General features: G+C 67.7%; 6 protein-coding genes. 1 reads left to right on the top strand and 5 read right to left on the bottom strand.

The genetic code is table 11. The features are described 5' to 3' along the window. A partial coding sequence (locus AC5RWX_RS27755; RefSeq protein WP_494099476.1) for a C40 family peptidase occupies positions 1-439 on the top strand: 439 nt, incomplete at its 5' end. A 62-nt stretch (positions 440-501) separates the two neighbouring features. Here the strand turns inward: AC5RWX_RS27755 and AC5RWX_RS27750 are convergent. The 5 genes from AC5RWX_RS27750 to AC5RWX_RS27730 all read right to left on the bottom strand — a co-directional run bounded on the left by AC5RWX_RS27750 (position 502) and on the right by AC5RWX_RS27730 (position 7,572). Next, complete coding sequence (locus tag AC5RWX_RS27750) at positions 502-1,386, bottom strand: ABC transporter permease (RefSeq protein ID WP_494099475.1); 885 nt, start codon at positions 1,384-1,386, stop codon at positions 502-504. Then, the gene (locus AC5RWX_RS27745) at positions 1,373-2,413 is read right to left on the bottom strand and encodes an ABC transporter ATP-binding protein (protein WP_494099474.1); all 1,041 of its coding nucleotides are present in this window, start codon (positions 2,411-2,413) and stop codon (positions 1,373-1,375) included. The genes AC5RWX_RS27750 and AC5RWX_RS27745 overlap by 14 nt, the downstream gene beginning before the upstream one ends. Beyond that, positions 2,410-3,561: a LolA family protein gene (locus AC5RWX_RS27740; protein ID WP_494099473.1), complete on the bottom strand. Its 1,152-nt coding sequence runs from the start codon at positions 3,559-3,561 to the stop codon at positions 2,410-2,412. The genes AC5RWX_RS27745 and AC5RWX_RS27740 overlap by 4 nt, the downstream gene beginning before the upstream one ends. A 174-nt stretch (positions 3,562-3,735) precedes the next feature. Beyond that, the gene (locus AC5RWX_RS27735) at positions 3,736-6,507 is read right to left on the bottom strand and encodes a PEP/pyruvate-binding domain-containing protein (protein ID WP_494099472.1); all 2,772 of its coding nucleotides are present in this window, start codon (positions 6,505-6,507) and stop codon (positions 3,736-3,738) included. Positions 6,508-6,534: 27 nt separating this feature from the next. Beyond that, entirely contained in the window at positions 6,535-7,572 is a 1,038-nt protein-coding gene (locus AC5RWX_RS27730; RefSeq protein WP_494099471.1) for a universal stress protein, read from the bottom strand. Positions 7,573-7,902 lie beyond the last annotated feature (330 nt).

Raw genomic sequence — 7,902 nt, 5'->3', positions numbered from 1 at the left:
GGCCCCGGCGCCTGCTCCCGCACCTGCGCCTGTCCCCGCCCCGGCCCCCGCTCCCCCGATGGGAAGCGGAACCCACGAGGCCGCCATTTCGGTGGCCCTCGGCAAGGTGGGCGCACCCCACCACTACCAGTGGGGCGGCGAGGGCCCTTACGGTTTCGACTGCTCGGGGCTGGTGCAAACAGCGTTTGCGGCCGCCGGGAAATACCTTCCGCGCACCGCCGCCCAGCAGTACGCTGCTGCTCCCGTCCACGTACCGATCTCGCAGGCACGCCGCGGCGATCTGCTGGTGTGGGGTTCGCCGTCGAATTTCTACCACGTTGCCATTTACCTGGGGAACGGCCAGGTGGTCCAGGCGCTAAACCCGCAGGAGGGCATCGGCGTCACGCAGCTCAGCGCGATGGCCGGTATGCAGCTCCATCCGTACGCTGCGCGTTACTGAGCAGCAGGGACCGGCCTGCTCGGCTCAGCTGTCCAGCTCAGGTTTGTCCTGCTCGGCGCGTCTCAGCTCAGCACGTCCTTAGTGACGAACCGCCCGTAGGCGAGCGCACCGAACACGGCTACGTAGCCCGCCTGCAGCACGGCGTTATCGGCGTATGAGTCCCAGAGCACTGGTTGGCGGAGGAGATCACCGAAGCCCAGCCAGTAATGGCTGAACAGCCACGGGTGCAGCCATTCGAGCTGCGGCAACTGGTCGAGGACCTGGGACACCACAGAGACCACCACCGTGGCGGCCATGGCCCCCACGGGAACCACGGTGAGGGTGGACAGGAAGAGTCCAATCGCGGACAGCCCGGCCAGGGAAACGGCCAGGTAGACCGCGATCAGGAGGATGCGCAGCGCTGCCTCCGGCGGCTCGATCACGTCCCCGGACAACAATGTCACCGGGCCAACCGGAAACAGTGCGGCCCCAATGGCAGCACCGGCCAGGCCCACAGTGACGGGCGCAGCCAAGCAGAATGCCAGCGCCCCCGCGTACTTCACCAAAAGCAACCGCACGCGGCCAGTGGGAGCAACCAGCAGGTACCGCAGCGTGCCCATGTTGGCCTCGCCCGCGATCGTGTCTCCTGCCACCACGCCCACGGTCAGCGGCAGGAACAGCGGCACTGACACCAGCATGGCTGTGAAGGCCACGAACAGCCCGTTCTGGGTGATGCGGTCCAGAAACGCGGGACCCCGCCCCGGGGGAACCGTTGAGGAGATTCTCACAGCCACGGCCACCAGCACCGGGATTGCTGCAAGCGCTAGCAGCAAAGCCCACGTACGCCGCCGTCCGAACAGCACCCGAAGTTCGGACCAGAGGAGGGAAAAACCGGACCCCCGCGGCGCTCCCCCGGCCTCTGCACCGTTTGTTCCGCTTTCTCCAAGCCGTGCGTTACTGGACAACATCGAACCCCTCCCCCGTCAACGCAACAAAGCGGTCCTCAAGGCTTTCCCGTTCCACTGCGAAGCCACGGACCCGGACGCCGGCCTGCACCAGGTGGGCCACGATTTCTTCAGGGGCGGAGCGGCCAGTGGCAAGGTCGCCCGTGGCAGGGTTTCCAGTACCTGGGCCGGCAAACTGCCCCGGAGCAGCAAGCGCCGCCGTCACCACCCCGCCGTCAGACTGCGCGGCTGCAGGTTCCGGCGATAACCCAAGTCGCACCAGGACTTCCATGGCAGCCCCGGCGTCCGGCGTCACGAGGCGGATGCTGGCGGTTCCGGACCGGCGCAGTTCCGGAAGCGGACCCTGGGCCACGAGCCGGCCGGCACTCATGATGGCCGCATGCGTACAGATCTGCTCGACCTCGGCCAGCAGATGGCTGGAAACGAAAACAGTGGTCCCGTCCGCCGCGAGGGATCGGACCAGGTGACGCACTTCGCGCGTGCCCTGCGGGTCAAGGCCATTGGTGGGCTCATCAAGCACCAGCAGTTCGCGAGGTGACAGCAGGGCGTTGGCAATGCCCAGCCGCTGCTTCATACCCAACGAATAGGCGTGCACCCGCTTGCCCGCGGCGTGGCCCAATCCCACCCGTTCCAGGGCGTCGTTTACCCGGGCTTTGCGGGTGGCGGGGGCGGCATGCCGGGTGGCGGCGTCGAGGCGGTGAAGGTTTGCGGTGCCGGAGAGAAAGGGATAGAAGGCCGGACCCTCCACCAGCGCCCCCACGCGCGGGAGCACGTCCTGGAACTTGCCCGGCATGTCCATCCCGAGCAGCCGAACGGTTCCTGCTGAGGCAGCAGCGAGACCCAAGAGCATCCGGATGGTGGTTGTCTTTCCGGAGCCGTTGGGCCCCAGGAACCCGAAGACGGCACCGGGAGGCACCGCGAGGTCAACGTCATGCACGGCCAGCTGCTGTCCGAAGCGCTTGGTCAGCCCCTGCGTCTCGATGGTCAGGCCGTACGTCCGGGAGCCGGGGCCTCCTGCGGCCCCCGTCACGGAGCTGTTGATGCGGCTTGCAGCCTCTCCGGCGGTACCATGCCCGCGAAGATCCGGCCGTCGTCGGTGAGCAGGACGTTGAACAGCGTGGTGGAGAGCAGCCTCCCGCCGGGGACGGCGACGGCGGCCTGGGCCAGCAGCGGGTTCCCGGACACCATGGCATTCGCGGCAGAGGCGGCGCCCGCCTTCGCCGGTACCGCCACCACCGTTTCCCAGCCGGTGCCGGTCAGGTAAGGCCGGGTCTTGTCCGTGATTGCCTCTGCCAAAGCGTCCGGAGTCGCGTGCATGCCGGGAGTGTCAGGGAACCCTGAACTGAGCGGCCAGCGTTCGGGATGGCGGAACTGCAGCTCCTCCACCGTGCTGCCGGGTGGCGGGACGAAATTGAACAGTGCTTCGTCCGGAGCTTCGAGGGACAGGCTGGTGAATCCGGCGGTAAAGGCAGGCTGCGCGGCACCGCGTGCTGTCACCGCCACGGAGAGCGGCATGCCGTTGGCAGCATCGACGGCGATGGCCACCTTGCCCACCAGTGTGCCTTCTGTGCGCGGCTCAAGGAGCAGATTGTAGGCAGGGCGCCCGGCGGCCTCCGCCTCAGGCCCCACGGACACGGCAGTTGAACTGTCAGCCGCGGCCAGGAACTGGTCCGCCAGCTCCTGTGGCGTAGGCGGAACCGGCATGTCCGGCCGGGGCTCAGCCAGCGGCGGCGTCCCGGTGTTGCCCGGGTCGGTCAGCGGCAGGTCCCGGGCGTAGCCCGGCAGGGTCAGGTGGGCGGCGGAGTTGTCCCTTGACGAGTAGAACCAGACGTCATTACCACGGCGGATGATGTCCCGCTCGGCGAGCCGGTCCACCACTTGGATGCGCGCCTTGGCCTTGCCGTCCATGAAGACCCTGGCCGTGTGCTCACCGGTGAGGAACTCCATGATGGAGGCTGCACCGCCGGCTGATGCAGGGCCGGAGGTTGGACCCGTTGCCGGCAGTTCCGGCAATCCCAGTTCCGAGAATTGTTCGAGGGTGCCCGAGAACGTGTGTGTCCTGTGCCCGGCGAGCAGGGCGATCACTTCGGCCGGGGTCTTATCAGGCAGAGGATCGCCGGCCCGCGCCGGGATGGATCCCGCCAGCACTCCGGCGGCGATCACCGCAGGCACCGCCATTGCAGGAGCCCACCGCAACCAGGTGCTTTTCATACGGCGCGTTACGACCCGGTTCATATCCAGGTCGTCCATACTCCGGCGGTTCGTTGTCCGGCCGTCTCCGTCCTTGGAGCCCATAGTCCAAGGGTACGCCTCGGGGCCACTCCCGACACCTGCCGCGTGGCCCACCGGTCGCTACGCGGGCACCACGGTTCCAGCGCCGCCGTCGACCGTTATTCTTTGTCCGGTAGCAAGCCGGGCAGTGGCCTCCGGAACACCCACCACGGCGGGAATGCCGTACTCCCGCGCCACCACCGCACCGTGCGAGTTCGGCCCGCCCATCTCCATCACCAGGCCACCGGCCGTCAGGAACAAGGGGGTCCATCCCGGATCGGTGGACGGTGCCACCAGGATTTCCCCGGGTTCCAAATGGGCACCGACGGGATCCAAAATGACCCGGGCAGGAGCTGTGACCGAGCCTGCCGAAGCGGCGCTGCCGGACAGCGCGTCGTCGGTCATCGCAGCACCCGCGGCGTGCAGCACCTCGGGTTCGGTACCGTCCGAGAGCAGGACCCTGGGGATGTGGCGCCTGCCCAGTTCGCTGGCATAAGCGGCACGGCGCTCCAGGACCAGTTGGCGCAGCTTCCGCGGCTGGCTGGCCCCGTTGGCGTGTCCGGCCAAGGCCTGCCGGGCCTCCTCGAAGTCAAGGAAAAAGATGTCGTCCGGACTCTCCAGCTTGCCGTCCGCTGCCAGCGCAGCTCCCACGTGGCCCAGCTGCCTCCGTGCTTCAGCGAGGCCAAGGACCAGTTGGTACTTGGGCAGTTCCCGCAGTCCGGCGAAAAGCCTGGTGCGGCGCAATGCGGCGCCGACCAGCAGGGCCCGTACCCTGCCGCGGCGGCGCGCCTCGGCCACCAGCCGCTCTACTTCCGCATCAGCCTCCGCACTGGCCCTGCCGAACTGTGCGTCCGGCGCCATGGCGGGATCCGCGAGGCGCAGGTAGTTGGCCAGGACACCCAGGATGTGGGTGGGGTCATCGGACCACCGGGGCAGGCCCACGTCGATTTCGGCTACGGCCCGGTGCCCGTAGCGTTCGAGGAACCGTACCAGGCCCGCGTGCAGGACCGGAGGCAGGCGCCCGGCGTCGAACTCCGCTGCCAGCACAGATGGCTCCAGCGTCTCCAGCGCCGCACGCGACTCGCGGTCGTCCTTCATTGCTGAGGCCAGGCGCCACAGGTCGAGGTCCATCTCCGTGGTCACGTTCCGCGGCAGGCCCCGGAGCACTTTCTGCAGGTCCTTCCCTCGGTCCGGTCCGTCCAGCAGCCTTCCCGCCAGCCAAAGCATCGCAAAGCCCAGTGCTGGCAGGGGCAGGATGGCGGGCACAATCGCAAAGAGCCGGTCTCCCAGGAGCCGCTCCGCGTGGTCGAGCCGTTCAGCTGGCCCGGCGCCTGCCTCGAGCTCCAGGTCATCCGCGAATTGCCGGGTGAAGCGGTCCAGGCGGCGCAGCGCCGCCTTGGGCCGGAACAGTCCCCGGAGCACCGATTCCGGGGCGCGGGCGCGCACCGCTGCCGGCACGACGTGGCGGACGAGCCCGAGCGGTGTCCTGCGGGTTACCGAAAACCGGGGGTCGTCAAAAATCTGGCGCAGCACCATGGCGGACCGGGCTTCCATCACGTCGAAGACCCGTGGAAGAATCCGCCGGCCAACGCTGCTCCTGACGGGCGTTGTGACGTCCAGGTAAATCCGCTGAGCCGCCTCCGCGTAAGGCGACGGGCCGTAACGGGGCTCGTGGACGGCGAAACCCGCCGCCTTGGCCACTGAAGATGCAACGAGCCGCAGCGACGCCAGCCCCATGGGTGTGAGGGGCCGGGTGAGTCCCTGCGCCAGGCTGAAACACAGGTAAACCCTGCTTCCCGTGCCGGCCGTACGGCTCTCGGGGACGGGGTACAGCGTGGTGATGGGCCGGGACTGGATCAGCCAGAGGGCACCGCTGGTGTCGACCGCCCATTCGGTGTCCTGCGGCGACCCGAAATGGCGCTCGGCCTCCAGGCCAAGGGCGGCAAGTTCCAGCGCTTGCCCGTCCGTCAGACTGGAAGACTCTGCCCCGCCGGCAAGGTCCTGCATCTGCGTTCCACCGCCCGGAAGCGGCCGCACCATCACGTGCTTGTCGCCCAGCTTCCGCTCAAGGACCCGTTCTTTGTCCATATCCACGACGAAGTGGTCCGGATTGACGGCCCCGGAAACCACCGCTTCACCAAGCCCCTGCGCGGCATCGATGACGGCCTCCCGCCGCCTGCCGGTCAGCGGATTTGCTGTGAACATCACCCCGGCCGCTGCGGCATCCACCATCCGCTGGATGACGACGGCGAGGGCTACTTCGTGCGGCGCGATCCCCAGAGCCGCCCGGTACGCCACTGCCCTGTCTGTCCAGAGGGAGGCCCAGCAGTCCCGCACTGCCTCGAGGACGGCGTCGATGCCGATGACATTGAGGTAGGTGTCCTGCTGACCCGCGAAGCTCGCAAACGGAAGGTCCTCCGCCGTAGCGGAGGACCTGACGGCCACCGGAGTCGCATTCCCGAGCGCCGCATAAGCCTGCTCCACGGCGGCAACGATCCGGGGCGGAACCGGGATGGCACGGATGGCTTCCCGTGCCCTCCCCGCCATCGCGCCCAGTTCAGCGGCCTGGCCGGGGGTTCCCGGTTGCAATGCGGCCTGCAGGTTCCCCAGCTCTGCCAGCACCCCGTCCCGGATGGTCCCGGTGGCTTCACGGTAAGCCTGGGTGGTCAGGCAGAAGCCATCCGGCACCGGCAGGCCCGCTGCTATCAGTTCACCGAGGTTGGCGGCCTTGCCTCCCACCAGTGGAAGCATTCCGCCGTCAACATGGCTGAGGCGAAGGATGAGGCCGGAGGCGGTATCTCCGTCCGGTGGGCCGGAAACCTGCCCTTCCGTTCCTGGTGGGTCAGCTGCCATGATGACGCTCCCTGTTGCAGGATTCGGTCAGGCTGCGCCGAGGATCGGCCCGAAGCGAGCCCTATCGGCAAGGCGCGGGTCCTCACGGTCCGGAACCACCATAACGGGGCCCTTGGCATGATGGAGAACGCCATCCGACGTGGATCCCAGGAGCATGCCGGTGAAGCCGCCGCGCCCGCGGGTCCCGACGACCACCAGCTCCACGTGCCGGCTTGCTTCCACCAGCACGTCAACCGGGGAGCCGTCCGTCAGCTCCGAGTCCGTGGACAGGTTGGGGTAGTGGCTCCTCAGCCAGGCCATGCCTGCATCGAGGGTCTGCTGGATATCCGCGAAGAGGGCCTTGCGGTCCATCGGGGCAGGAACCCAGGCCAGGGAGCCGCTGTATTGCGGAACCGCGCAGACCACCCGGAGCGTTGCACCCAACCGTTCAGCCTCGTCCGCAGCTTCGAGCACGGCAACGCGGGCCTGCTCCGAGCCGTCCACGCCTACTACCACCACGTTTTCCACGCGCTGGTTCCCGGCCTTCGCCTGTTCTGCTTTCACGCGCCGGTCCTCGGTGGTTTCGCCCAACCGGTCCGAGCAGACCAGCGGGACGGTAACCGTAGGGCATTTCGCGTGCGCCGGCAGCGCGCTGCTGACGGAGCCGAGGAGCCTTCCGACAAAGCCGCCGCGGCCGCGGGTGCCGAAGACCAGCAGCTCTGCTGTCTGGGACATCTCCAGAAGCACACCCGACGCATCCCCGTTTTCCACAGAGGCGCTGACATCGATGTCGTAGGCCGAGACCTTCTCCAGGGCCTGCTTGACCACCGCTTCGGCACCTTCGCGGATCACTGAATCATCGACGGTGGCATATCCGCCATCGAGGCCGGATGCAGCGAAGATCGGTACGGAGTAGGCAGTAACGATATGCAGTGGACGACGGCGGCGCCGGGCTTCCCGGGCTGCCCACACCAGCGCGCACTGGCCGTGGTCCGACCCGTCCACGCCGACGACTATCCCATCGGGAGCGGCATGAGCGCCACCGCCGTCCCTCTCCGCGTCCGGATGCAACTCTTGTGCGCCCATTGGGCCGCCTCCTAGCGATACTCCCTGATGTTGCGGCTATTCTGCCAGAAAGCCGGCCGTTCCCCTTGCACCCGTATCGCAGCCGCCGCTGCCCAGGAAGGGCCTGCTTCCAGTTCTCACTATTCTCCGTACACCGGCGGTTAGCAAGCCTGTTCAGAGCCGCAAACGGCGGTTATCCACAGCCTCCGGCGGGCGCTCCGGAAAGCGTGTTCACCCGCAGGGGAATCTTTTCGGATTGGGCTATCCAGCGCCGCAAATCTTCTGTAGTCTTCAGGACATTGTTGGTCCGGGACGCCTACTGCCTCTTTCCTGTCAGAGCTGCCCGGAATC

Source organism: Arthrobacter sp. SPT-J7 (assembly GCF_059089965.1).
This window is presented reverse-complemented; position numbering and strand designations above follow the sequence as displayed.